This window comes from Borborobacter xinjiangensis, from assembly GCF_047739745.1.
GTDB lineage: Bacteria > Pseudomonadota > Alphaproteobacteria > Rhizobiales > Rhizobiaceae > Pseudaminobacter.
On sequence record NZ_JBLLVA010000031.1, the window covers coordinates 23,535 to 47,572 of the forward strand.

Consider the following 24,038-nt stretch of genomic DNA (forward strand, 5'->3'; position numbering starts at 1 on the left):
TGAGCCGGTCCCTATGCGGCAGCGAATGCGGCAAGCCTGTCAGCCGCCACCTGGTCATCCATCTGCACGGGCGGATGTTTGAACAGGAAAGCGCACACATCTGGAATTGCACCCGCGATCCCTCGGTCCAGGGCGATCTTGGCGCAACGGATTGCTATCAGGGCCATTGCCGCCGCGTTGGGAGAATCCTCGACCGACAGCCTCACTTCCATATTCGTCGCAACGCTGCCGAATAGGCGGCCCTCGAGCCGGATATAGGCGATCTTCTGATCCATTAGCCAGGGCACATAATCGGACGGTCCGATCCGCACATCATTATCGTCGAGACGTGTCTTGACGGCGCTTTGCACCGCCTCGGTCTTGGAGACCCGCTTGCTGGTGAGCCGATCCATATCCATCATGTTCATGAAGTCGGTATTGCCGCCGACATTGAGCTGATAACTGCGGTCTAGTTCGGCTCCGCGCATCTTGAACAGATACGCAAGCGCGCGATGCACGATCGTTGCACCGATCTGCGCCTTGAAATCATCGCCGAGGACCGGCAAGCCGGCCGCTTCGAAGCGCTGAGCCCACGCAGAATTGCTGGCCAGGAAAACGGGAATCCCGTTCACGAAGGCTGCACCCGCCTCGATCGCACACCTTGCGTAGAATTCTGTGGCGAGCTGCGAGCCGACCGGCAACAGGCAGAGCACGACCTGGGCCCGCGCCTTCTTCAGCGCGCTCGCGACCTCGCCAACGCTGGCCGGCCGATCTTCGATCGGCTGAAAGCTCAAGGCCGCCTCGCTGTTGCGCATCAGCGCCGAAACGCCATCGAGCAGCGGTCCGCTGGAGACGACGGCGCCATTGTCTTCGACATCCTCGAAAAAGCGTTTGGTGTTATTGGGTGAGGAAAAAACGGCTTGCGACAGCGGCAAGCCAACCTTGCGCCGGTCGATGTCAAAAGCGGCCACGACCTCAATGTCGGAGGGCAAATAGCCTCCAAGATCCGGAAAAGGCACGCCGACAGCCTCCGAGCCATAACGCCGGCAATAAGATATCCCCTGAACCAGCGAGCTGGCGCAGTTGCCGACCCCGACGATGGCTAATCTAATCATCTAAACCCCACGAAGGCCGGATCGCTCCCCCTCGCCTGCCGGTTGGCAAGCGATCGACCGACATTGCTCGTTAGCTTCTTTCAGAAGAGCGCGCAATATCGGTCGACAGCTTCTTCGGCGCCGCACGCAGCGCGCTCGAAACCCGCATGGGGACGCCGATCTTGCCGATGCTTACCGGAGATTCGCACACGTTCAAAACCAGAGCCTCCTCCATCCAGTAAAGCTGGATATGGTTCTGCTGCGTCCCGTCAATAAGTGAAGGCGCCACTGTGTAGGTGCCGAGCGGCAGATAAGGAATTCGAAATTCGAGGATGGCGTGAAACGGGTCTCCTGCGCCAATCCTTTGCGGCCGATCGCGGTACTCCAGGAAAGTGTTGTCTCCGAACAGATTCTGGCCGAGGCTATTGCGAAAGATGAAGCCAACAATAGGCCGCGAGATTTCCCGCATGCCCCGGCCCTTGATGTTGAGCACGACCGCCTGACCACCCCTTAAGCGGTCAAGTCTTCGGCCCGCGGAATCCGACAGATAGACATCCTCGATCACGGCTCCGCCATGGCCATACCAAGGCGCGTCTTTCATAAATCGAGAGACCGCAATCGGATTTGAGACGTCACCAGCGTCCACGGTTTCGGGCGCCGAAAACTGCGACAAATCAATCAACGGCTTTCGGCTCTTATCGGCACTGGATGTTTCCGAGCTAACGTCTGTCGACTTCCTGTATAAATTCAGCACCTCAGTCGGTGGTCCCTCCGCCATTTGCCGGCCCTGATCCAGCCAAATGGCGCGAGTGCACAGGGACAAGACGGCGTGTTCGTCGTGGGAAACGAAGATGACCGCGCCTCGGCGCAGAAAGTTTTCGAGAAATTGCCGGCACTTCATTTGAAATGCGGCATCGCCCACACCCAGGATTTCATCGATGATCAGGACATCGGCATCCACATGCGCACACACAGCGAAGGCCAAGCGTGCATACATCCCGCTTGAATATTCCTTTACGGAACGATCGATGAAATCGCCGATATCGGCGAAGGCGGCAATCCGGGAAAACCGCTCCTCGATCTGCAGGTCACTCAGGCCGTAGACGGACGCGCTCAGATAGACATTTTCTCGGCCGGTGAACTCAGGATTGAAACCGGCCCCCAGTTCGAGCATAGCCGCCACCCGTCCGCTCGTCTCGACCTCGCCATGGGCGGGCGTCAGCGTGCCGCACACGATCTGCAGCAGGGTCGACTTGCCGGCGCCGTTTTGGCCGACCAGTCCCAGCGCTTCTCCCTTGGAAAGCGAAAAGTTGACATTGTGAAGTGCCCGGAAGCCCTTGGTGACTGTGCGGCCCGTCAGGAGACCGGCCATGCGTTTCAAAGCGCTGGTGCGGGCAGAGTAGGCCTTGCCGACGCCCTTCACCCGTACCAAGACTTCATTCACCATCCTGGTCGCTCCCCGTCCCGACCAGCAGCAGCGTGCGGTCCATCTTCAGATTGGCCATCCCGCTCGAAATATGATGCGATAGAACCTGAAACACCGCCGCAATCTCCCTGTGATCGTGACAAACGAGACCGCCGTGAGATACCGAATGGAAATAGACTTCGATGGGATAGCTGCCCGTTGGCAGATAAGGGAGAATGAAGTCGAACTCGCAGTCCAGAACGTCGCCATCATCCATCGAAGCGGGCGATCCCTGTCCGCAGCTACGGCTGTCTCCGGAAAAGATGATTTGCCCCATCGAGTCGCGCAGAACGAAGACAAGATGTGGCTGACTGCTCACCGAAAATGCCCGGGAGGAAACGGCAAGACGGATATATTCTCCACCCGTGACCGAGGTGACCGGCGAGCCGTCAAAAAATGTTAGGGTGACATTTTCGATTTCTCCCGCACCCTCCACTTGCGGCGGATCATTCGGATCAAAAACCGTGCCGAATGACGCCGAGCCGAGCATTTGGTCCACGTCCAAAAGCTCGGACACCGTCTCGGAACTGGCGAAGTCGCCATCGTCTCCCATCCGCCGCGACATCTCCCTGCGATACTGGTGAAGAACGTCCTTCGTTATGCCACGAGCAACCACACGTCCTGCATCGATCCATATCGCCTGGCGGCAAAGCGCGGCGACGGCGTGTTCGTCGTGGGAGACGAACAACACGATGCCCTTCTTACGGAAGGCACGAAGAAACTTCATCGATTGCTGCTGGAATTTGACGTCGCCAACCCCAAGCGCCTCATCGATGACGAGAATATCGGCATCGACGTGAGCGCAAACCGAAAAAGCAAGCCGTGCATACATACCGCTCGAATACTCACGCACCGGGCGGTCGATAAAATCACCGATGCCCGCGAATGCTTCGATCGCTGCGAAGCGCTTGCTGATTTCGGCCGTACTTAGCCCATACAGGGATGCACTCAGAAAGACGTTTTCACGGCCGGTGAATTCGGGATTGAAGCCCGCACCAAGTTGCAAGAGCGCGGCGATCCTGCCATTGGTCTCGACCGTTCCCTGGCTTGGCCTAAGAACACCGCAAATCAGTTCGAGCAATGTGGATTTCCCGGCACCGTTGCGGCCGACGATTCCAAGACAATCACCTGCCTGCAAGTCGAGGTCGAGTTCCTGCAACGCCTGGTGTTCGCGGCGAGCTCCGCGGCCAAGGAGAATACTCGACAAATGATGCCACGGATGGTCGTAAAACCTGAATTTTTTCCCTAGCCCCCGCGCCCGGATAAAGGGCTCAGATGACATCGGAAAACCCTGGGCGCAGTTTTTGGAAGAAACTGTATCCGACCACGAAGACGATGAGCGAAGCAGCCATGTAAATGACGAAGTCCCGCGCGGAGAAAACCGTGTCGAAGAAAAGCAGGTTTCTCGTGCTTTCGAGCATGAATGTCAGCGGGTTGAGAAAATAAGCGGCCTGAAAGCCTTCCGGCACCTGCTGCACGGAATAGAACACCGGGCTGATGAACATGATGATCGGTGCGAGCGCCTGGAGAACATGCGACAGATCGCGCACGAAAGCGCCCACTGCTGCAAGAATCCACGCCATTCCGAGCGTCAAGAGAACGAACGGAACAATCAGAATAGGCAGCAGGAATACACCCAACGGCAATTGGCCTGTGACAAAAACCAGGAACACCAACAGCAGAAAGAGGTTAACGCAGAGCTTGAACAACGCCGTTCCGACCAATACCCAGCACAGAATATCCACCGGGAATATGATCTTCGTGACGTAAGTCCGGTTGTCGCGGATGTGGTTCGTCGCACGACTGATGACTTCCATGAAGAAGCTGAACACCGTCAGTCCTGTAAAGAAGATCAGCGGTACTTCGAACGGCGAGCGCGTCGCGCCAACCCAGGTGGAATGAAGGACCGCGCCAAAGACAAACGTATAGATCGTCACCAAGAAAAGCGGAATCAGCACGATCCAGGCAAGGCCCAATACGCTGCCGCGATAGGTTGCCTGAATATCGCGGAGGAGCACGCGGCGGTAGAGTTCACGATGACGCCAAAGCGACCTGAACGGTCCGGTCAACCTATCGCCACCTGCTGTCGCCATCGCCTCGCTTCTCATCAAGATCATCCCGCTCCGCCCGGCCGCCACTCACGCATCGTAGGCCATGAAAAATAACTGGCTTCAAGGCTTTGTATCGGATAGAGCCCACGGCCATTCTTCCGGTCAAATGGGCGGCGAGCGATCCTACTCACCGCGCATGCCTTCATTGTCAACCATCTCCAACCCGGGAACGACTTTCCTCAAATGACTGGGCGCGGCAAGCACCGTATATGGATCGAGGTCGATGACCTTATCCGCTATTTTGACGGCTCGGTCACGCCGACCGGCATCGGCCGCGTGCAGGCGCAGATACTGCCGTGGCTCGCTCACGCTTATCGCGACCGTGTGGCGTTTTGCCGGATAAGTGGTAAGGGGCGGGTGGATGTGCTGGACTATGAAGAAGTCGCGCAGCTCACGGACGGAAACGATTTTCTACGGCGTCAAAAAACCAGCGTCTGGCCCTTGTCGCTTCTCAAGCTGGCGCGCTATCTGTGCAGGCGCGCGGCAGCGGCTAGCAAAAATCTTCCTTACAGCAAAAAGGACCGCCGGCGTTTCGCTTCACTGGTGCGTGAGGGCGACATCCTGCTCAACCTCGGTGCGTCCTGGACGCACAAAGGTTTCGGGAAATCGATCGCCGATCTAAAGGCTGTTCATGGCATCCGGTTCGCTTTGCTTGTCCACGACATTCTACCGGTCAGCCATCCTCACTTTTGTGCGCCAGGGCATATCCCGACCTTCACGACCTGGCTGCACGATATGGCGAAGGTCTGGGATCTGGTGTTGACACCGTCACGGAGCTCGGCCGAGGCACTTCACACCTATCTTGAAGCAGGGGAAATACCCGTGCCCGAAACCCGGGTCATTCCCTTCGGCGCCGGTTTTGCTTCAGCCCCGTCGCCCGCTGTGGTTCAGACCGAAGAACATTCGCATGTCCTCTATGTATCGACGATAGAAATCCGTAAGAACCACATGCTGCTTTTCCGCGTCTGGGAAAGGCTGATCCGGAAACATGGTGCTGATGGCGTGCCTGAGCTCGTCTTCGCCGGAAAATTCGGCTGGGAGATCGATGAGCTGCGGCAGGCGCTGCTGGCAAGCCATTCGCTTGGCGGCAAGATCAGAGTGGTCGAGAACCTGTCCGACGACGATTTGGCAACCCTCTACAGGACATCCCTGTTCACGGTCTTCCCCAGCTTTTGCGAAGGCTGGGGGCTGCCCGTTTCGGAGAGCCTTTATTATGGCCGCTATTGCATTGCCTCCGATGCAACATCGTTGCCGGAAGTCGGCGGGCGCTTCATCGACTATCACGGCCCAGATGATGCAGAACATGCCTACCAACTGATCGAGAAGGCGATTTTTGACCCGGCGGTCCTTAAAGAGAAAGAACGCATCATACGGAACTATTACCCTTGCCCGACATGGGAACTGACCGCCCATTCGACCATAGCAGTAATCGACGAGCGTTTTTCAATGTCGCCGCCCCTTGCACAAAGCGCTATTTAGCCTTCCAGCCGGCTTTGCTCCCTATCCTCGGCATGCTAGCTCTGGCTTGGGTAGAGGGGCAGGAATGAAAACCTTTGTCGTTGTCAATCCGCGTGCGGGAGGTGGCCGCGCGAGGAGAGACTGGCCAACGATAGAAAGGCGATTGCGAGCGGCTATCGGACTGTTCCATCACGCCGAGACGACGGCCCCCGGCCACGCAACCACCCTGACCCGACAAGCGATCCTCGGGGGCGCCAACCAGGTAATTGCCGTCGGGGGCGATGGAACTCTCAACGAGACGATCAACGGCTTCACGCAAGCCGACGGAAGCTTTTCCTCAGATGTATGCTTTGGCGCGATCGCAGTGGGAACAGGCTCGGACTTCGTGCGCAGCTTGGCCACAAGCGCGAGCCTGGCCCACCTCATCGGCCTGATAGCCGCGGGTAATACACGCAGGATCGACATCGGGCGAATGACTTTTGCGGACGACCAAGGGAATCAGAAAGTTCGTTTGTTCGCAAACATTGCCAGCTTCGGCATATCGGGACAGATCGATCGCGCGGTTAATGCGATTAGAGACGACCAATTCATCCCGCGTAAAATCCTGTTTCTGGGCGCAACGGTGCGCGCGCTGATGAAATACAAATCCCAGCGCGTGCGGATGATCGTCGACAACCGGCCGGCGGTGGAGGCTGAAATCGCGGTCGTTGCTATTGCCAACGGTCGTTATTTCGGAGGTGGAATGCTGGTGGCGCCCGACGCGGAACTTGATGATGGCTTGTTCGACGTCGTGACGATACATGCCGCATCGAAGCTCGTGCTCTTGCGGGATTTGCAGATGATCTATGGCGGGCGACATTGCAATCACCCTTCCATCTCCATCCAGCGCGCTAGGCAGGTAACCGTGGAGGCGCTGGACGAAAGCCGGACCGGCCCGGTGCTGCTCGACGTCGATGGCGAATCCCCTGGAAAATTGTGGGCGACATACGACATCCGCGCTGGCGCGCTAAAGCTGTTATGCTGAAGGTTTTGGCTGCGAACAGTACATACCGGGTTGATCCATTGGCTTTTACGGGACCCCATCTTGATAGCTGTATTCTTGTTCGTGTCCGCCCTAGTGCTTCTCGTGGCGGCCTTTCTGTTGTGGATGCGGTTGGTCCACGTCTACGAGCGAGACTCCATCTGGGCGTCCTTGACCAGCAAGACCATCTGGCACGAACAGGCATTCGAGGTCGCTATGGTCTCCGACCTTCCCCTTGCCGCGCGCCGGTTTTTCCTTTTCGCGATGAAGCCTGGTACGCCGCTTCGCACAGTTGCCGAGTTGAAAATTACGGGAGACCTCCGGCCCGAGGGCCTGTCTGACACGGTTACGATACAGAACTATCAGGTGCTCGCGGCTCCGCACGGCTCCCTTTCACGCTATTCCTCGATAGGCCGTTTCATTCCCCTTTGTGGAACGGCTCTCCTTAATGAGGCGCAAGCCATGGTAGCGTTCTGGCGCTGGAGGCTAGTTCCTTCCTGGCGAAAAAGCCGACATTACCCGCCAAGCCTGCTCTTCGAGCGCATGGCAGTGGAGGCGGCGTTGTGGACGCCAGCCGCGCTGCTCCCGCAAAACGGCGTGAAATGGCATGGCGTGAGCGCAACCGTTGCCAAAGCCGTTATCGCAAACGACACGCGCAGCCAGGAGATCGAATTTACCGTCAAAGAGAGCGGTCAGCTCGTCGCCATTCGCGGTATCGGCGCGCAAGCGACGACAGCGAAGCCGGCGAATTTTCGTGACCTTGAAGGCTATCGACTGCCAACCCTGGTGGATTTCGAAGCCAGTGGTGAAGATGCCGCTCTGCCGCTCCTTGCAAAAGCCAGGCTAGAGAGCATCCGCTTCATCGGGCCCTGGATTGGCTCGAGCCACAGCTGATGACATCCTTCATGATTCAGCACGGACTGGCGATGAACCAAGACATCCTCGCGCCCTTGAGAAACAATGCGCGGCTTTCACCTGACTGCATCGCACTTCGGTCTCATGACAAGCCCGATACCTCTATCTCTGGGCTGCTGAACATCGTCGACAGCGCCGTCTGCTGGATGGCGGAACACGGCGTTACGCCACAATCCCGGGTCGCCACACTTCTTCCTAATGCTCCGGAAACGGCTGTTGCAATTCTTGCCGGCGCGGCCTGCGCAACCGTGGTGCCGATGAACCCGGCCTACCCGCCAGCGGAAACGCAGCGCCTGCTCGCGGAGGCAGGCGTGACCCATCTGATCACCCACCCCAGTTGCATACCCGGTGCAATCTCCGCAGCAGCGGGATCAAGCATTCGCGTTCTGCAGCTCACCAGTACCGCTTCAGGCCTGACCGGCGCTTTCGAACTCGCATGTGTCGACGAGGGCCGAACAACAGGGACCGCCGGTCCTGCCGAGCCAGCATCGCCACGAACAGTTCTGGTCCTGCACACTTCTGGCTCGACCGGAGCACCGAAAAGGGTGCCGCTCACGGCGGAAAACCTGAGTGCTTCGGCGTGGAACGTAGCGCGCTCGCTCGAGCTTCAGCCGACCGATATCTGTCTTCATATGATGCCAATGTTTCACATCGGGGCGGTAGCGGATCTGCTGCTGGCTCCGCTCTATGCGGGCGGCTCGACGGCATTTGTGCCGGCAATCTCGTCCGATGCCTTCTTTGGCGGGCTGCGGCATTTCAGTCCGACCTGGTTCCAGGCTGTTCCCACGGTTCTGCGGGATATTCTCGCCTATGCGGCCACCGCAGAAGATGTCGAAAACGTCAGGAGGCTGCGCTTCGTGCGGTCCGTCTCGCAACCGCTTCCCGATCGGTTGCAGAAGGAATTCGGCCTTACCTTCGGCACCACGCTTGTCCCGATGTTCGGCATGACCGAGACCGCTGGGCTGATCACCAGCACACCGCTCGACCGCACGCGCGAAAAGCGGGGCTCTGTCGGCATCCCCTTTGGAACCAATGTGAAAATTTGCGATTCGTTCGGGAACGAAGTCGGCCCGTTCAAGCGTGGCGAGGTGCTCGTCAGCGGCCCGAATGTAATGGCCGGTTACGAGGGGCAAGAATCTGCCCATAGCGACGCCTTCATAGGCAAGTGGCTTCGCAGCGGGGATGAAGGATTTTTCGATGACGACGGCTTCCTGTTCCTGACCGGAAGGCTCAAGGACATCATCAATCGAGGCGGTGAGAAGATTTCCCCGCTTGAGATCGATCTCATATTGGCCGGTCACCCGGCTATCCGCGAGGCTGCTGCGTTTCCGCTGCCGCATCCATCTTTGGGGGAGGAAGTTGCCGTCGCTGTCGTTACTGCCGCCAACTCGGGGCTCGATGCGCGCGGCGTCAAAGACTATCTGCGTGGCCGCGTAGCCGATTTCAAGATTCCACGCGCCGTCACCTTCCTGGACAGGCTTCCGCGTGTCCCTAGCGGCAAGCTGGACCGGCTGGCGCTGCCCGGACTGGCCGGTGCGACGGCCGGGCATGCAAGTGAGCGAAGGGCACCGGGGACGCCGTTGGCCAAGACACTTGCAGCGCTGTGGCAACGGACGCTGAAAGTGCCGGATATAGCCATGGACGATAATTTCTTCGACCTTGGCGGCGATTCTCTCAGCGCCACCAACCTCATGCTGTTGCTCGAGGAGCGTTTCGGCAACGATCTCCCGACGGCGCTGCTATTCGAACAGCCAACGTTACGAGAAATGGAACAGGTACTCGACGGCAGGATCGGGCGCGCGCGCGCAGACGACCGGCTGGATCCGGCTCTCTACGCCGCCGTGAAGAACGCGACGGCTGCGTGGCGTGGAAAACGGCAGGACAACTCCCTCATCCTCGGCAGGAATACACTTGGTGTAAAACGGCCATTCTTCTGGGTCTGCCAAAGCATGTGGCAGTTCGAAATGCTTTCAGAAAACCTGGACCCCGAACGCCCATTCCATATTCTAAGTTCGCTCTCCAACACGCGCCTGAAGAGTGACGGGAATACCAATCGCCTTGCCCGATATTACGCTGCGGAAATACTTTCGATCCAACCGCAAGGCCCCTATCTGCTTGGCGGCTTTTGCCAAGGCGGCGTCGTCGCGTTCGAGATTGCCAAGGCGCTCCGGGCTATGGGACGGGAGGTTGCCCTTCTCTGCCTGCAGGACCGCTTCATCGCCGAGCCCTACGACGGAGAGGTCGCGCTCTTCTGGGGCAAGCGCGGCTGGTTTTGTGCTTACGACCTCAATGACGAACCCGAGCGGGGTTGGGCGAAATACTACTCGGGGCCGCTTTCCGTCTTCCACAGCGCCGCCGATCACGACGATTTGCACAAGATGCCGCATGTCGGCACGTTTGCCCGTCAACTGGAGGCGGAATTCGAGCGGATCGAAGCAGGTCTTCCTCCCTCCTACCGGCGCAAATTCAAGGCACTGCAACCGCTGAACCCCAAGAATTTCAAATCGTCCGTTCGCGTCAAGGTACCGCTATTCATGCGGCAGGGCAGTTCACATACCATCAAGGTCACGGTGACCAACAAAAGCCCGCTGTCATGGGAGCCGACCGAAAAAAGCGGCATCATCCTTGCATCGCGCTGGCGCAGCTTCGACAGGCTCCATGGCTACGCTTTGGATGCGCGCCGGCCGCTGACCCAGGAGATACGACCGTCACAGTCGCTCACCCTCGATCTTAGGATCAAGGTGCCGATGCGTGGGCTGCCGATGTTCCTCGATGTCGATCTGGTGGAGGACGGCGTGCACTGGTTCGGCGGTTTCGGACACTCCGGAACGAGCAAGCTTGTCATCCCGCTCGCACCGGATTGGCCGGTGTCCGATCCGTCAGCGGGGTGACAGGCGTATCGGTAACGCCTTCAACCAACGATGGCCGACGCGCGGCGTCCACTCGAGGGTATCCGTCTCGATTCGGATTGTATTGGTCGCCTGCAACAGCACGCGCAAGGCGCATTCGATCTGCAACCTGACCAGCGTGCCTCCGATACACGAATGGCGCCCCATGCCGAAACTGAGCAGCGCGGCCGCATTGCGCGAGGGGTCAAAGGAATCCGGCTTTTCAAATACTTCGGGATCGCGATTGGCTGCTCCCAGCGCAAGGAAGACGGGCGTGTCCCGCCGGATCGACGTGCCTGCTATTTCCAGGTCCTCCCGCGCAACCCTCGCGATCAATTGGGCCGGGGAATTATAGCGCAATCCCTCAAGGACGACGTTTGGCATCGTTTCGGGAGCGGCTCTGGCGCGCAGCATTTCCGATGGGTGGCGATGGAGCGCAAGCAGCGTATTGGCGATACCGGCGTCGACATTTTCGACGCCGTCCGAAAACAAGAGCATGCACGCGTCGATCGCCTGCTGTTCGGAAAGGCATCGTCCGTCGTCTTCGGCAATGAGCAAATTGGAGATCAGGTCTGCTCCCGGCCTTAGCCGACGCTCCTGAACCAGCACCCGGAGATATTCCCTGAAATCCGCAAGCGCCTGATCAGTCCGGTCGCGAACCTCGTCCGAAGGGATCGGAGCAAACAGATGGAAGAAATGATGGCTCCAATATAAGAGCCTGTCGCGGTCGGCCACGGCAAGCCCCATGAGCCGGGAAATAACCTCAGCCGACAGCGATGTCCCGAAGTCGGCAATCGCATCCATGGTGCCGCTACGAAGATGCGGTTCGAGCAACCGCCGGGCAATCCCGGCGATGTCTACCGGATTGTCTTTCATGTGGGCGCGAAACACGCTGGCGATAATCCTGCGAGGGAGCACGTGCTCCGGTTTATCGAGAAACGGCAAAACATTGTGCGCGACATCTGCGCAGACATAGCGCTCGCGGTTGCGCGCGCAGATCACGGAAAACCGCGACGGCGCGTTCCCGAGTGCTGGATGCGCAAACGAAGCGACAATGTCGCGGTGTCTTGTCACTATCCAGGCACCGGACTTGCAGCGATGAACCGGGTCGTGTTCCCGTAGGCGCCGATAGACGGGATAGGGGTCGTGCACGAACGACGAGGCCAGCATATCGAGCGGGCACCCGTCCAGCACGTCATCGGCACGCGGCCGCAGGCCGCGCAGGCGTTCAATAAGACGCTTGGCCGATCGCATCCAGCACCTTGGCGATCTCGTGGTCGTTCTTCTTCAGGTGCTCCCTGACGAATTCGCGGTCGTCCTCAGTGAGCTTCAGTCCAGCGGCCAACCTTGCCAGCAGTGACGTCTCGTAGAAACGGATGGCGGCCGACAGCACAAATACCTCATCAACGAGATCGGCGGTGGTGCTCGGTGAACAGATGTCGGCGATGTTGTCGGAGCCAAGCCGGATATGGACGCCCGCGGCAGCGAGTTCCAATATGCGCGGTATCGAGTTGTAGGTTGGTGCCCGCAACGGCCGCAACTGACGCATGCCGATCGCTGCGGAAGGGCAGGAGATCACGCCGATATTGCATTCAAGTAACCCCTCAATCAGCCGATTGTGACGGCTGTCTTCATAGGTCGAAGGCGAAATCATGTGGACGGCCCAGATCATCGGGCTGCCGTTGGGCGACATTGGACCACCATACTTGCGGACCATTTCGATCAGGCGCTCGGTGCCGCGCTCGTTCGCCTCGTTTCGCTGGTCAGTATGGACATGGAGCATGAGATTGTGTCGCTTGGCCAGGTCCAGGACTCGAACGCAATGTTCCTCAAAGCCGATATGGTCGGGATAATCGTTCTTGTCGTCGGCCTCCGGCAGGCTACCAAGAAAATCCGCTGACTTTGCTCCCTCCTCGTAGACGGCCCAGCGGCCCGGTTCGCTGTCTTTGAAACCCAGTGGAGAATAAGTCGCGACGCGAAGATCGATTTGCGAGCTTCTCTTGTGTGCGATCTCCTGAAGCGTCCTGAGCGCCGACAGGCCGACGGCATCTGCAGTTACGTCGACCATCGTGTCGGCGCGCGTCGTTCCGGCGGCGACCATGACATCGAGCGTCCCGTTCACCCGAGCCTTGAGATCGTCGGGGTGGTAGGCAGGTCCCGTGTGAATTGCGTTGATCAGATAATGCTTTTTCTGCAACGAAATGTGAGAATTTTGCAGTATGCGAAGATTGGCATGGGCAAGATATCGATCATCGAGCGTCGCTGCCCGATCTAAATGGAGATGGGCGTTGAACATACCGCCAAGTTCGGCGATCTCTTTCCTCAATCGCGCAAAATAGGGCGACCGCTGTCCAAGCAAACTCATCTGTCACTTTTCTCCTGCTTACCACAGCAAAGGCTAATTCGCGCGCGGGTCGCTTAAAGCGGTCGAACGTGATCGCTGGACCGCCAGTAAGGCGTGTGTCTAGCATCGAGTGAACAGCATGGTCATGGAGAAAAGCAGGCGGCGGGCGATGAAAATAGCTTTTTAGCAGGAAAGACCATGCTGTCAGATAATACTGTGGTCTCTTGTCAGCTGGGCGCGGCAGGCTCGAAGAATGCCAGCACCCGCCCACGGGTTAGCGTCCTGCGAACGACAACCTCGTCCGCCGCATAAGTGAGGCCCTAGAACGGGGTACGCTGATACGCCCCTAATCCATGGTCTTGAGTGAGGCTGTGAAATGTCGACTTTCAGACGGCGGCGAAAGAGCGGCAACGTCCGAAATTGCGGCGCATTGGCTGCCTTTCGGAACGGAAGTTCACCGATGGGGTGAGACACAGCGTATCCGGTGAGCGCTCCTTCGTAGGTCAGAGATCTACCAGTTCCGAGATCCCCAGCGTCATCCTCGATGCCTAAATATCGGCGGCTCGCTCACAAAGCCTCGAAACCGGCGCGCAGCGCATGCCCCCATCTTACGGCACCGGACTAGCAGCGCCCCGACCCGGCGTCAGTACTACACGCAAATCAAAGGGGCGACCGGATCACGCTGCCGATATGAGCACGGTGGACGCCGATGCGCTCAGCCTTGCGCCGAGTGCAGGCACGCCGATCCAGTCAAATCGCGAACTCCGTTGGTAAGCCCTGCCTGCGTCTTCCGGGACACCATGCGCTCGGGACTGGAACGCTATGGCGTGAGCATGGCAAGATCGGCATCCCCTGCGTCGATCCCGTCGTGGTCCACGCGGTCAATGCCGTCGAGGTCGTCGAAGAGCCGCAGCCATTGGTGCGGAAGCATGTCGACCCCGCCCATTTTCTTTACTGCCTTGCCCATCGCGATCTCGAATTTCTCCGTCAGATGCGCCGGGATCGGCCGCTGAATATCGGATTCGTGCCAGACCCGGACCCGGTCTCCGACCCGAAGGCTCTCCGGCAGCAGCAATGGTCTGGCGGTGGCGATCATCAGGCTGCCGCCCACCTCGAGATTTTCCGGCAACTCCGTTACGTTGCGGCCCATGTAGGCGTCGCCCAGTACGGTCAGACCGTCCGGAAGCGAGGCGGAAAATGTATCGGTGACGCATAGGCTTTTCAGGATGGTGCCTGCCGGAATTTCATCGAGGTAATGTTCGACCCCGTCGACATCGATCACGTAGGGCCAATAATGTTTGCGGCCCTTCCAGTCGGCTTGCCGGGCATAAGGCTTCAAAAGCTCGAGGTGTTTGGGATCGGGTGCGCAATTGCGCTTGCCCTGGATCTGGACGATCTCACGGTACCGATCTGGCGGGGCAGGGCCGTCGCCATATTTCTCAGGGGCGGCATGGCCGATCTCGATGGTCAGGAGCGGTCGCCCGTTTCGATCGCGCAGCGAGTAAATCTCGATATCGCCGGACAAGAGATCCGCGTCATAGGAACCGTGGCCGACGCAGTGGTGCATGCGCCTGGATTCAAGATCGAGCGCCGCCGGCGTGAGCAGTTGCATAAGGCGAGAGCCGTCGGCGAGATCCGCAACCGGCCGTTCGTCGTCGGGGCCAAGCGCCTTCGCCGACTGCGCGTTCTTGCGGTCCATCGCCTTGTCGGCCTCGCGCAGGAGATCGGCATAGCTCGAGCATTTGAGCAGCTTGCGTGGGCGGCACTTTTCGTCGACGTTGGCCAGCCACGCGGCGCCCTCGGCCGCCGACGACACCAGCCAGTCGACGATGTGGCGCAGCTCTGCACGCCTGGGGAACGGGCTGCTCCAGCCTTCGGCCAATGTTTTAGGGTATTCGCTGCGGATATTGTTGGCGGCGATCCTGCCGACGCTGCAGCGCAGCAGAGCCATGTGGCCGAGGTCAAGGCGTTCCTCCGACGCGATGTTGACCAACCATTCCTCGATCGCCTCGACATCGCGAACATGTAAACCGCGCAGGTTCATCACGCCACCTCCGCCACAGAGACGGCGCGCCGAAGCTGTTTTATGCAGAGGGTGTCGAGGTCGGCGGCCTCAAACGGTGAACGATCATCATCGCGGAACACAACGCCGACATGAGGGAACGGCTTCTGCACGGTCGAACCGTCGATTTTCGGCCTTCCACTGATGAGCCAAATTGTGGAAGCCCGCATGGTATTGAATGGATCGGTCGGTGTCAGCCATAGGCGCTTGATGGCTGTGACGATCCCCTTCCGGTTTCTATCCATGCGATCCCTCCCTGCCTGCTTGCCTGAAGAAGGATTTGCCGAAGCTTTGCCTGGTGCAAACCGCACAACCAGAGCAATCCGTTGACGGAAGGTTGCCTCGCCTGCCGCCATCCACAAACCATGCCGAGAAAATAATTTCTCGAAGGCGGCTTTAGATCTTTCCTGGATCCTGCCAGGCAAGGTCGCAGGCAACCACAGGAGGCAGGCATGCGCAGAGGCATGGACATCGGCACGGCGGTCGGATTGCAAGCGACCGCGGTTGGCGCGGGAATTGGCGCCGTGCTCTACACCGGGCATGCCCGCGCCATGGAAGCGGTGCGCGCCGACCGCGAGTCGCGTGAACAGGCAGCTTATGATGCCGCCGTTGTCGCAGCACTCGGCAACGCGGAACAGCTGGGCCTCATCGCGCGGCAGGCCGTCCGCGACCTCGCCGCGGCCTATGCGGAGATCGCCAAATTGCGCCGGGCGTTGGCGCAGCGGCAGGCCTACATCGACCGTCAGCGGAGGCCGGCATGACCGAAGATTGCATCCATGAGGAATTCCGCGACCTGCTTCAGGAAGTGCCGGAAGCCGAAGCGGCTATCCGGCACTTCCAGGCTCTCAGAGCAAAGCAGGCGCGAGATGCCGCAAAGGCATGCGTGATCGCGCGGGATCGGCAGCGGCACCAAGCTGCCTGGGAAGCGCTACGAAGCGAGCTTCGTGCGTGCGGCCTGGGCTGCCCGGATTCGTTCGATTAAAAGGTTTCTCACCGAGTGCGGGCCTTCGATTTCCGGTGCCGTCGCCGCTGGCGCGGCAAGGCCGACGATCCCCGACCGCTTTCCCAGGACGGCGAGCTCGCAAGCCTTCGGACCGGCAGTCGCCAGCCGCTTTAGATCCTCATTGTCAAGCCCGAGCAACCAGTCCACTTGGGCAGGCGACAAGGCGCTGAGGTCGACCGCGGATCGGATGTCAGGATCGCTGGCCGACGCATACCGATGGACGGTTTTCCCGATGTCGCGTGCATATCGATCGTCGGCGGTTTCGGTCGCATAGGCTTCCCGATACTCGTCGCGGACGTCTTCAGGGGTGGTCGACGGCTGGGGCAGCATCGGCATTGCCGGCGGTGCGATGCCGAGAAGGCGGCAAAATGCGCCGACGACCGAAAGGATCACATGGAGGATCGCCTGCAGCATCGCGGCGGCGGCTTTTGATACGAAGTTCAGATAACGCATGGGTTTCTCCCGGTTCAGAGCTGTCCGTCTGATAACGATCCGGCCTCGGCATGCATTCGACAATGATGATGCGAGCATGGTCAGGGAGACGCTGCCGAAGTTCGTGGCTGCTCCCCTGTGATCTACCGGGTCTCTGTCGGCTTTCCGCGGCACCTCGGCCAGTCGCATCGCGGGTGTTCAACAAGTGACCATTCGCTTGAAGCGGACCCATCACCGTCGTGAATCATTTGGCGCCGACCGATTCAACAAACGCGTTGGACGCTGCTGGCTACGCGCGAAGCGAAGCAGTAGCGGTGTTGCGCAGACGCGTCACTCGTGGCTCCAGGCGTGACCTCGAGTGAATAGTGCAGACCTCGCGTGTCCGCCAAAGGATTGAGAAAGACCTGACATTTGCGAGTTCTCCCCGTCACTTGTTTGATCTGAATCGATTTAGGTTCTCATTGCGACCGTGGCTTGCAAGACGGAGCTGTCGGCCAGTGACGGTGACCAGTAGGCGGGCGACAGAGTGATGACCGCCCGGAAGACCAAGTCAGGTGAAGGAGGCGCTCACCCACTACCGATTCGGCACCGGCGGTCGGAATCAACGCTGACGCGCCGGGCGCTTTGTTCGTTTCTTGCTGTCTTCACCGAATTGCTGCGGATCGCCCCTCAACGCCGATGTCGCGCGTCAGCCGCCATCTTGCAGCATTGATATTGAAGCCGTCGCGTCAAGGTGTTTGACGGTACTGCATGAGAGCGGCCTCGCAATGTGGATGGGTCGCGGCGATGACGCTGCGTCATCTGCATTTGCTGGATAAATTTGAATATCGATCGCATTTTAACGATCGGCATCAGCACTTCTCAAACCCTCAGCGATTACGACGGAACTGGGTTATTCAAGAAAGGGGGCGCGTGATGCCAATGGAAGATCGGCCACAAGATGCCGCGTGGGGCGGCAATGAGGGTGGAGTTGAAGGAACGCAACGCCTGGACCTGACCGAGGCAGCCCCGCCGACCACCGTCACCGTAGAAGAAATGGCTGACGGCGCCGTGCATGATGCTGAAGGCGCTGATGTTGAGGAGCCGCGCTTGGTCGCCGCAGGCGATGGAGGTGAAGGCCTGCGTGAGATCGAGGCACTTTACGGACGTCAGCTCAGTAAGGCGAAAGATCGGGTCTCGCGCTGGCGCGCTATGCAGGTGAAGGAAGCTTTCCGCATTGGCGACCTGTGGACGGAGCTTACCGGCATGCTTTCTGCAAAGGAGGTGTCGGCGTTTCTCGCGAGCGAGTGCCAGATTCCTCGGCGCGATGTTGCCCGATACGTGCGGCTGGCGAAGACGCTGGGTGACCAGCGTGAGCTGTTTGTCGAGACCGGCGTCGCCGTTTCGGTATTGCTGGATCTCGCCGGTCAGGACGAGTTCGTTCGCAACGAAGCAATCAAGATGATCGAGGCGGGCCGCAGCCTGCAGGCAAAGGAACTTCGCGGCCTCAAGCGCGATATCGGGCTCGCGCGCGCCGCCAACGAAGGCAAACTCGACGAGAGCCGGGCTCGTGATCTCAAGAATGCCGCCGCAACCAAGGCGCGGGGCGCCGCAAACGCATGGCTTGCCTCGCTCGAGGTTCTGGCCAATGAAGTGATCGCCCTCTCGGAACTCGACAGATCCGTATCGGTCGCGGGTACCGCATTGGACCGCGTGTCAAAACTTGCCGAAGCTGCCGCCAAGCTCGTCGCCGAGTTTCCCATTATTGCCGGGACGGACTTCGCGACGAGCTCGGAGCTTGCAAGATCGCGCCCCGACCGCGGCAGCTGGAAGAAGGTCGACGCCGCCTTGCGCCGAATTGCGCAACGCGAGGTCTTCATTGAAGAGCACTACCAGAGACCGAGGACCACCCTGTTGGCCTTCGACCATTATCTGGTTTGGGACTTGGCCTGGGTGTTCGGCTACAACGAAGATACCCGCCCAGACGCGGCCATGAAGCGCATGCGAGAGGCCGGCGACGTGCCGCTCGACACGCGCGCGCAACCGGGACGGGTGCGGGCGGAAACGATCCGTAGGCCGACGGTTCTGGAAATCTGTGCTGGCGCCGGCGGTGAGGCACTGGGGCTCGATGCCGCCGGTTTCCGCCATCTTGGCCTCGTCGAAATCGACCGTGATGCGGCCGCCACCTTGCAGGCAAACCGCCCGGAATGGCCAGTCATCCACGATGACCTGCGGGGGCTTGATCTTGCCGCCTATGAAGGCGTCGATCTGCTGGCCGGTGGGGTGCCCTGCCAGCCCTACTCGGCGGCTGGCGAGCGCCGAGGCGCTCATGATGAACGCGATCTGTTCCCGGAAGCGCTGCGTCTCATTCGGCAGCTGAAACCGAAAGCAGTCATGCTGGAGAACGTCACGGGTGTGCTGCAGGTGTCAAATAGTGTCAACCGGTTGCGCATTCTCTCCGAAATCACCAGCCTTGGCTATGACGCCGAGTGGCGTATTCTCGAGGGCCCGGATTTTGGGCTGCCGCAGAAGCGACACAGGGCCATCCTGGTCGGTTTCCAGCCGGGCATCATGCATCGCTTCCGCTGGCCGCAACCGTTCGAGACGCCAGCTCCGACTGTCGGCGAGGCGCTGCGCGACCTTATGGCCGCGGGAGGATGGCCGCATGTCGATGCATGGGTGGAAAAAGCCAGTGGCTATGCACCGACGCTGATCGGCGGCAGCCAGAAGAAGATGGGCATCGATCTCGCCCAGGCCAAATCGCGTGAAAGCTGGATAAAGATCGGCGTCAATCCGAGCGGCCGTGCCACGGGAGCACCTGGACCGGACGCGCCTGCCAATCACCTGCCCAGGCTCACCCTCAGGATGATGGCCCGCATCCAGGACTTCCCGGATGAGTGGCAATTTCAGGGAAGCGACTTGCAGGTATTCCGCCAGATCGCCAACGCTTTTCCGCCGCGGATGGCGCATGCGGTTGGCGCGTCGATCGTCCGGGCGCTCACGGGTTCGGAGATCGACCTTGCGGCGGCGCTCAAGGCCCCGAAGCCGGTGAGGGGAAGGCTGAATCTGGCCGCTCTGCGTGCGCGTACTCCGCTGGAGGACGTCGACGAGAGGGCGTGACCTCGCAATTGGCATGGCTGAGCAATCTTGCCGGCCATGCCAGTCCTTCCAGATTGTTTCAGCAGTGTGCGGTGCGGCGCCTGCCATCAACGGCAATTTGGCATGCAGGTCGGCCGTGCCGCCATCAATCGTGGAACAAAGCAATTAGCTTACGCCTGGAAAGGCCGGCAGCCTAAATGAGGTAGCATCTTGCGTGTATTTTCGACTTTCAGCGGCATCAGCGCGGCAACCGCCGCGTGGAAGGATCTGGGCTGGACATTCGCCGGCTATGCCGAGTACGAGCCGACTGCCTGCGCCGTACTGGCGGCCCGCTGCGGGGCCACTCGCCCAAAATACCTTCCCACGACCGACAATGATCTGATGGCGGACGAGGCTTGGGCTTTGGCATATCGCATAGACAAAGACCTACCCAAGGGATCGCGGCCAAATCGCCTGCTCAACTATCTCACGCCGGATATGAACCCGCTGTCGCTGCGGCCCGGCGACATTGAGAAGCTCCGGTGGAGCGACGATGAAAAGTTCGCGGAAATGTCCGAAAAGGAGCGAGTAAGTCGGGAAAAGCTGATTGGCCGGCATAGACAGACAGACTATCCCGTTGCCGGTAAGACCCCGAATTTCGGCGACCTCTGGTACATCACCGACGCGGATCTCGAGGAGCTCGGCGAAATTGACCTACTTGAAGGGGGGTCTCCCTGCCAGGCATTTTCCGCCGCCGGCACCAAGGCTGGGCTTCTCGATCACCGCACGGCCGCGATGTTCGGCTTCATCGATCTCGTCGAGCGAATGAAACGCATTAATGGGCTGAAATGGGTTCTTTGGGAAAACGTAAAAGGTGTCTTGAATGACGATCAGAATGGATTTGGCTACCTCCTTGGGCGAATTGCGAAGACAGAAGGCGCTCCAGTCGTCGCGCCAGGAGGACGTTACGCCAACGCTGGTTATGTATCTGGGCCGGACGGCGATGTGGCCTGGCGTCTCCTCGATGCGCAATATTTCGGCAAGCCCAACCGACGCGAGCGTGTCTTTGCTCTCGCGCGTGTTGGAGCTGGAGCTGCCGGCATCGACCCTCGCGAAATACTCTTTGACGAGGAAAGTGAAGAACTACGCCCTCAGCTCCGCGGTCGGAAGGGAAACACCGTTGCCGGAATTCCTGGAGTACGCGCTGAAGAACTCGTCGGATATCGGGGACCAATAGCCTTCATGGCGGGCCAGAGCGCCAAAGCGCGGAGTGCGGCCGCATCTGCGGCCGTAGTTCCTACCCTCCGCTCGCAGGACTCGGGCACCAACCGGGTCCCCAGTATCGCATATGTTATGCCTGCTGAGGATAACGACGGAACGCTGGACATTGGAAACATCGCTGCGGAACGGCTCGTCGTAAGGAAACTTCTTCCGCTCGAATGCGAGCGCCTGATGGGATTTCCCGAGGGATGGACCGCAGTCGATGTAAATGGCGCGATCATGACAGACACCGCCCGCTACAAATGCATCGGCAACTCGATGTCGGTCGACGTCATGCGTTGGGTCGGCCAGCGGCTGAACCAGGCTGTCGGTCGGGTGAATACGGCGTCAACCCGGATACCCATTTAAGCTCCGCACGTCGCCTCGCCCGTTGTGGACCATGTGGATGGTGAACTTGGCGTGTTCGGACGATGGGCCTCCCGGCTTCTCTGCGTGTGCACTGATTACACAGCGCAAGATCCCTACGAGATTTGGCGTTGACATCCGACACCATCGCGCTCGCCACATTAGCCCTCGACTATCGTCCGCCCTTTCTGGCGGCAATGCTGTGGCGGCCGCATCCCGGACCTGCTTTGCCGCCCACGCCTGCGATGGCAGCACAATCGAGCATGCATAACATTCCACAGGATCACCAGCCAGATTTCGTAGACGCTTGCAGTGCTGTTCGGTAGAAAGTGATCGATTTGCGCCAATATGGTATGGTTGAGGGCGTGCGACGAAATCAGTGCTGCCCACCCTGGTGATGATTCGGCCCGTTTCCAAGGAGCGATGGGCCAGGATTAACGCAAGCGCGAAAGACACCGGCCTGGCCGTCCAACGCGTTGCAGCGGTCGATCGAGTCGAGATTCCAGCAGAGTTGCGTCATGGTCTCGACGCCAAGAAATTCCATCACAGCAACGGGCGCGAGGATCTGGCCGGCGAATGAGGATGGGTATCGCGGCCTTAACGCGCTTTGTTTGGTCGTCGAAGGAGGCTAATGATTTTGCCATCTGCACCAAGGGGTTTCTCATTTATGAAAGCTCCTCCTTCGCCGAGGTGGCTTAGCCCTCGAACGTGGCTGGGCTACGTCGCCAACGCATTCGTGTCCTTCTCGGGTGGCGTTTGGCAGCAACGGTGAGGTAACGATGCGACCGGACAGTAATACCGCGACCCCGCAAATAAAAACGTCCAGAGCTTTGGTGTTCAGGAGTAGAGATTACCTCACGCGGGCGCTTTATGGGATCAAAAGTGCATGAAATTGTTCGATGGCGCTCCAACAATCGGCAAGATTGGCGACTACGTGGTGTTGTGCCTTTTCATGCTGCTGGTTTCTGCTGTTTGGGTCGAAAGTGACGTTTATCGCTACGCGGCAATGATACTTGTCGTGTGGGGCCTGGCCGACTATTGGAAGGCCGAGTTCAAGCCGTCGATTGGCTGGATGGGCCTTGCTTGTATCGTGTGGACGGCGTTCGTCGCCATACGCTACATCGTGGTTTATTTGGACCCATCCGTGCAGAACCACGGCACCTCCGAAGGCATCTACCTTTTCCCGATCCTCTATATGACGGTCGGGTACATGATGTTTCGGTATCGGCATATGGTCGGGAAAGCCGCCGTGCTCTTTATCATCATCAGCTTTGTCATGGCGGCCGCGACTGTTCAGCCATCTTCACTGTTCGACGATGGGTATCACGATTTCCTGATGATGAACAACACCATCCACAGTTCGGTAGGTGCCGGCTTCATCATTTTGGCAGGGATTAACTTTGCCAGTTTTGCACTCAAGAATGTGCAGAATACCAAACGAAGATTCTGTTTCGAGGCCATCGCCTACGCCACCGTCGGACTCTGCATTGTTGGTCTATATGGCGCAAAATCGAAGGGCGTCTGGCTGGCGATCACCGCTGCTCTCTGCGCCCAGGTCCTCCTGTCGGTCCGACGAATGTATGGGAAGCGCGGCTGGATAGTAGCAGGAGCCCTTCTGGCTACGCTGGCGGCGTTCGTGGCGATTTTCAGCGCGGGCATATGGGCAACAATGGGTCCGACCATTGATAGCGCAATCGCCATCGCTTTAGCGGCACGGGAAAGCGGCAGCTTGACAGGGTCTATTCAGTCCGCGATTGCATCCGGAACAGTCCCGACAAGCATGAATGAAAGATTGATGCTCTGGTCCAATGCCGTCGAGGTTTGGTCGCACAATGTTGTTTTCGGGAGCGGCATTGCTTGGAAAGATTTGTGGATAAACGCAACATATAACTATGTAGGATATGATCTTATCCATAATGGGTATCTAGAGATCGGTGTAAGATATGGGTTTACTGGAATCATTTTTATCGGATTAATATATGCATGGTCAATTGTACAATGCTATAGAAATCTCACCTCCCGAGAATCTTTTCATTTCCAAGTTGTTTCGCTTATATTTTTCCTCGTATCAATCGTGACTAACTCCAATAATCGACTCGCCATTGGCGAGTCCTATATGCTGCTGGCAGCGGCAGTTGGTTTTTTTTCCAATTATCTCGGCCAGCATCAGAAGTTTGCTGAAAAGATCTGATACTCTCCCTGTTTCGGCATTCTGTCCACAACGCGTCCCGGACCAGCTTCACCGGCCACGCTCGCAGGGCAGCATTACCGAGCATGCATAGCATTCCACCCTTCCACCTGGATCAACCGTTTGTAGGGCAGCCTAGATGTTTGATCCCGGGTTTTGATGGGGCATCCTTATCTTCCGACTCAAAGGATGCGCTATGGGACAGGTTCATCATGGGAGCGCCACAACGACAGCGGCGGTCCGTCGAGCGATACAGCATAGTCAAGAGAGCCTGAGGGGGTTGGCCAAGCGCTACGGGATCAACCCGAAGACGGTGGCGAAATGGAAGAAGCGCCCCTCGGTCGCCGATCTGCCGACCGGGCCGAAGAAAGCGCGTTCGACAGTGCTGTCAATCG

18 protein-coding genes and 1 pseudogene are annotated in these 24,038 nt (G+C 58.9%); 10 read left to right on the forward strand and 9 right to left on the reverse strand.

The features are described from left to right. Window positions 1–11: 11 nt before the first annotated feature. The 4 genes from ACLKMW_RS22525 to ACLKMW_RS22540 all read right to left on the reverse strand — a co-directional run bounded on the left by ACLKMW_RS22525 (window position 12) and on the right by ACLKMW_RS22540 (window position 4,646). The gene (locus tag ACLKMW_RS22525; RefSeq protein ID WP_415726774.1) at window positions 12–1,094 is read right to left on the reverse strand and encodes an inositol-3-phosphate synthase; all 1,083 of its coding nucleotides are present in this window, start codon (window positions 1,092–1,094) and stop codon (window positions 12–14) included. Between the two features lie 70 nt (window positions 1,095–1,164). Continuing rightward, window positions 1,165–2,496: an ABC transporter ATP-binding protein gene (locus tag ACLKMW_RS22530; protein WP_415726775.1), complete on the reverse strand. Its 1,332-nt coding sequence runs from the start codon at window positions 2,494–2,496 to the stop codon at window positions 1,165–1,167. 13 nt (window positions 2,497–2,509) lie between these two features. Continuing rightward, a complete protein-coding gene (locus ACLKMW_RS22535; RefSeq protein ID WP_415726776.1) occupies window positions 2,510–3,820 on the reverse strand; it encodes an ABC transporter ATP-binding protein in 1,311 nt (436 codons plus the stop codon). Continuing rightward, window positions 3,810–4,646, reverse strand: coding sequence for an ABC transporter permease (locus ACLKMW_RS22540; protein WP_415726777.1), 837 nt, complete (start codon window positions 4,644–4,646; stop codon window positions 3,810–3,812). Before ACLKMW_RS22540 ends, ACLKMW_RS22535 begins: the two co-directional genes overlap by 11 nt. Window positions 4,647–4,832: 186 nt before the next feature. Between ACLKMW_RS22540 and ACLKMW_RS22545 the strand changes: the two genes are divergently transcribed. From ACLKMW_RS22545 to ACLKMW_RS22560, 4 genes are all read left to right on the forward strand, one after another. Then, entirely contained in the window at window positions 4,833–6,128 is a 1,296-nt protein-coding gene (locus ACLKMW_RS22545) for a glycosyltransferase family 4 protein (protein WP_415726778.1), read from the forward strand. A gap of 64 nt (window positions 6,129–6,192) precedes the next feature. Next, window positions 6,193–7,131, forward strand: coding sequence for a diacylglycerol/lipid kinase family protein (locus ACLKMW_RS22550; protein ID WP_415726779.1), 939 nt, complete (start codon window positions 6,193–6,195; stop codon window positions 7,129–7,131). A 168-nt stretch (window positions 7,132–7,299) separates the two neighbouring features. Further along, window positions 7,300–8,022, forward strand: a complete 723-nt coding sequence (locus tag ACLKMW_RS22555) for a DUF6544 family protein (protein WP_415726780.1) — start codon at window positions 7,300–7,302, stop codon at window positions 8,020–8,022. Continuing rightward, complete coding sequence (locus ACLKMW_RS22560; protein ID WP_415726781.1) at window positions 8,022–10,934, forward strand: AMP-binding protein; 2,913 nt, start codon at window positions 8,022–8,024, stop codon at window positions 10,932–10,934. The genes ACLKMW_RS22555 and ACLKMW_RS22560 overlap by 1 nt, the downstream gene beginning before the upstream one ends. Here ACLKMW_RS22560 and ACLKMW_RS22565 read toward each other — a convergent pair. From ACLKMW_RS22565 to ACLKMW_RS22580, 4 genes are all read right to left on the reverse strand, one after another. Then, on the reverse strand, window positions 10,923–12,185 hold the full coding sequence (locus ACLKMW_RS22565) for a cytochrome P450 (RefSeq protein ID WP_415726782.1): 1,263 nt from the start codon (window positions 12,183–12,185) through the stop codon (window positions 10,923–10,925). The two genes, ACLKMW_RS22560 and ACLKMW_RS22565, sit on opposite strands and share 12 nt — an antisense overlap. After that, window positions 12,160–13,296, reverse strand: a complete 1,137-nt coding sequence (locus ACLKMW_RS22570) for an amidohydrolase family protein (RefSeq protein WP_415726783.1) — start codon at window positions 13,294–13,296, stop codon at window positions 12,160–12,162. Before ACLKMW_RS22570 ends, ACLKMW_RS22565 begins: the two co-directional genes overlap by 26 nt. Window positions 13,297–14,095: 799 nt before the next feature. Beyond that, on the reverse strand, window positions 14,096–15,319 hold the full coding sequence (locus ACLKMW_RS22575) for a PcfJ domain-containing protein (RefSeq protein ID WP_415726785.1): 1,224 nt from the start codon (window positions 15,317–15,319) through the stop codon (window positions 14,096–14,098). Next, window positions 15,319–15,582, reverse strand: a complete 264-nt coding sequence (locus ACLKMW_RS22580) for a hypothetical protein (RefSeq protein WP_415726786.1) — start codon at window positions 15,580–15,582, stop codon at window positions 15,319–15,321. The genes ACLKMW_RS22575 and ACLKMW_RS22580 overlap by 1 nt, the downstream gene beginning before the upstream one ends. 207 nt (window positions 15,583–15,789) lie before the next feature. Here ACLKMW_RS22580 and ACLKMW_RS22585 point away from each other — a divergent pair, with 207 nt between their 5' ends. Next, window positions 15,790–16,098, forward strand: coding sequence for a hypothetical protein (locus ACLKMW_RS22585; protein WP_415726787.1), 309 nt, complete (start codon window positions 15,790–15,792; stop codon window positions 16,096–16,098). Window positions 16,099–16,265: 167 nt separating this feature from the next. Here ACLKMW_RS22585 and ACLKMW_RS22590 read toward each other — a convergent pair whose 3' ends face one another. After that, on the reverse strand, window positions 16,266–16,793 hold the full coding sequence (locus tag ACLKMW_RS22590) for a hypothetical protein (protein ID WP_415726788.1): 528 nt from the start codon (window positions 16,791–16,793) through the stop codon (window positions 16,266–16,268). Window positions 16,794–17,687: 894 nt separating this feature from the next. Here ACLKMW_RS22590 and ACLKMW_RS22595 point away from each other — a divergent pair. The 5 genes and pseudogenes from ACLKMW_RS22595 to ACLKMW_RS22615 form a co-directional block, all read left to right on the forward strand. Then, a complete protein-coding gene (locus ACLKMW_RS22595; RefSeq protein ID WP_415726790.1) occupies window positions 17,688–19,871 on the forward strand; it encodes a DNA cytosine methyltransferase in 2,184 nt (727 codons plus the stop codon). A 189-nt stretch (window positions 19,872–20,060) separates the two neighbouring features. Next, entirely contained in the window at window positions 20,061–21,458 is a 1,398-nt protein-coding gene (locus ACLKMW_RS22600; protein ID WP_415726791.1) for a DNA cytosine methyltransferase, read from the forward strand. Between the two features lie 376 nt (window positions 21,459–21,834). Further along, window positions 21,835–22,035 carry a glycosyltransferase family 25 protein gene (locus tag ACLKMW_RS22605; RefSeq protein ID WP_415726792.1) on the forward strand — a complete coding sequence of 67 codons (201 nt, stop codon included), beginning with the start codon at window positions 21,835–21,837 and terminating at the stop codon, window positions 22,033–22,035. Window positions 22,036–22,341: 306 nt separating this feature from the next. Beyond that, a complete protein-coding gene (locus tag ACLKMW_RS22610; protein WP_415726793.1) occupies window positions 22,342–23,646 on the forward strand; it encodes an O-antigen ligase family protein in 1,305 nt (434 codons plus the stop codon). Between the two features lie 193 nt (window positions 23,647–23,839). Continuing rightward, window positions 23,840–24,038: pseudogene (locus tag ACLKMW_RS22615) on the forward strand (IS481 family transposase); the annotation flags it as partial.